Source organism: Okeania sp. SIO2F4, from assembly GCF_010672385.1.
Classification (GTDB): domain Bacteria; phylum Cyanobacteriota; class Cyanobacteriia; order Cyanobacteriales; family Microcoleaceae; genus Trichodesmium.
On record NZ_JAAHGT010000269.1, the window covers coordinates 1 to 2,368 of the forward strand.

At 32.0% G+C, this 2,368-nt stretch carries 2 protein-coding genes; one reads left to right on the forward strand and one right to left on the reverse strand.

Annotation, left to right across the window (positions count from 1 at the left end):
- Nucleotides 1–288 precede the first annotated feature (288 nt).
- Complete coding sequence (locus F6K22_RS17865) at nucleotides 289–594, forward strand: small RNA NsiR4-regulated ssr1528 family protein (RefSeq protein WP_293100548.1); 306 nt, start codon at nucleotides 289–291, stop codon at nucleotides 592–594.
- 332 nt (nucleotides 595–926) lie between these two features.
- Here the strand turns inward: F6K22_RS17865 and F6K22_RS17870 are convergent, their stop codons facing one another.
- Nucleotides 927–1,277 carry a KGK domain-containing protein gene (locus tag F6K22_RS17870; protein WP_293100525.1) on the reverse strand — a complete coding sequence of 117 codons (351 nt, stop codon included), beginning with the start codon at nucleotides 1,275–1,277 and terminating at the stop codon, nucleotides 927–929.
- Between the last annotated feature and the right edge of the window lie 1,091 nt (nucleotides 1,278–2,368).

Consider the following 2,368-nt stretch of genomic DNA (forward strand, 5'->3'; position numbering starts at 1 on the left):
TAATGAATCGAGTAAGTTTGGTGTTCCTAAGAGTAGACCTCTTGCAAAAGTTTTAATGAAATAAATTCAAGATCTAAAATTAACAATTTCATCTCCCTATTCCCTCCATACCTATTCCCTATTCCCTGACTTTTGCAAGAAATCTAGTGAAATTGTCTTGGCTTGCAAATCTTCAGATATGAGAAAATTAATGAAGATATTTATTGCTGAAATTTTAGATTGAATGGATTTGAAAAAATTACTCCTTGACCAGATAAAATAATTATGTAAACTCAATAATTTATGGCTATGTCTTCGGAAATAAATTCTACACCTGCATCAACTACTGGAGCAGATGCGGTTGATGAGGCGATCGCTAAAGGAATAGATTTAGATGGGTCTCCTATTCCATCAGCAAAGCTCGACCTTTATCAGAAGGTTATGGCATTAGAAGGTCAACGACAAAGGAGCGGGGTTAGTAATACAATGCGGTCTCGTATTGTGCGTATTGGGGCGAAGCATATTTCTCAAGATGAGTTAAATAATATGTTGAAAAATGCAGATTTTGCTGAATTGAAGGAAAAAGAAATTGCCTTTTATTATGGTGGGAAATAAAAAGAGTTTATAGAGTAGGGGTTTGGTTTCCAAACCTGTTTGGTCTCCAAACCTTTAAACTGACGAAAATCCCACAAAAAAAGATTTAAAAAATCTTGATTTTCATGTACTTCAGCTATTAGGTAAAATTTTTAATTATTGGCAGGTTTTATGTAAGAATTTAGCCATCAGTTATTAGGCATCAGCTATTGATGATAGGAGGATAGTAAAGCAACCTTTGAAATTGAGATAGAATTAAAAGTTAATCCCAAATTACACTTCTTTAAGTTTATAGCTAGATCCGAATTATTACGGTTTTATAGGAAATAATTTTTTGTCCTTCTACTTCTATATTAGTTTTCCTGATTAAATTTTTCTCGTAAATCATCTAGTGGGGATTCTGATTCACTATTTTCAGATAACTTTTTTTCAGATGTTTTAGAAATGTCTTGTTCGTCAGGGTAAAATTCTAAAGCAAGTTTGATTTTGCCTTTTACCCAAGCACTTGAACCTAATCTTAATACTTTACAATCAAAACCATTAAAAATTAAATTTTCTTTGCTACTTATCCTTTCACTCAATTTTTGCACTAACTCACTAACTTGAAAGGTTGTACTTTTGATTATGTGGGATTGATTTTTATGAAGCTGTTCTTCTACTGAAATAACTTCATCATCTCTCAAATGTTCAAATTTGTTTTCCATGTAATTTTTCCTTCTAACTCAATATATATAAATATATATATAACCCATTTGGTATCTCTTACATTGACTTTCCTTTCTAAAACATTTGCGATATAGCTGCCGCACTTTCTCTGCCTTTCATGTCGCAGAGCGTTTCATGTCCCAGGGTGAAAGCGGAACGGAATTCTATTGCCCTGGAAACTATACTATTTTTAGTTGAATAAAAAATCATATGTATAGACGAACAACCCCTTATAGTTTTTATCATATCACAAAAATTGTCAGGATGTGACTGAAAATCCTTTGACGCGCGTTTTTTTTTAGGAGCTTCATAAAATGAAAATATTCGTGATTTTCCACTGAGGAGGATATAGATCCAAAGATTTAATTATGGAAAAAAACAAGCATATTATATTTATGAAAGCTTCACGAGATGAAAATATTTCTGCTATTCTTATATTGCTCTTGTATTGCTCTTGAGGCAGATATAAATGAATTTTCCTCCAGAAAGTTTCTATATGATTTTCCCGATTAAACTTTGGCTGTAAGTCATCAAGTGGAGATATTTCATTTGGCAGATGTTCTGAATTATTATCCCTAGAATTTTCTGAGTGACTTGATTATTTTTCTGTCTTATTCAGGTTCATTAGGGGAAAATGATAGAGGAAATTTTACCAGTATTTTCCATGACTGCATTTTTGAGGAAATCTGAAATATTTAGGGCGAGGAAATTTCCTACATAAATCAATTTGTTTTCCCAAAAATTTCTCAAGTATCAGTTTGTAATTTTGTTTTAGCGCCACAAATCTAGTAGCACTAAAGGGAAACTACGAACTAGGGAAAAAATTTCCTATATAAATGAATTTTCCTCCAGAAAGTTTCTATATGATTTTCCTGATTAAATTTTGGCTGTAAGTCATCAAGTGGAGATATTTCATTTGGCAGATGTTCTGAATTATTATCCCTAGAATTTTCTGAGTGACTTGATTATTTTTCTGTCTTATTCAGGTTCATTAGGGGAAAATGATAGAGGAAATTTTACCAGTATTTTCCATGACTGCATTTTTGAGGAAATCTGAAATATTTAGGGCGAGGAAATTTCCTACATAAAT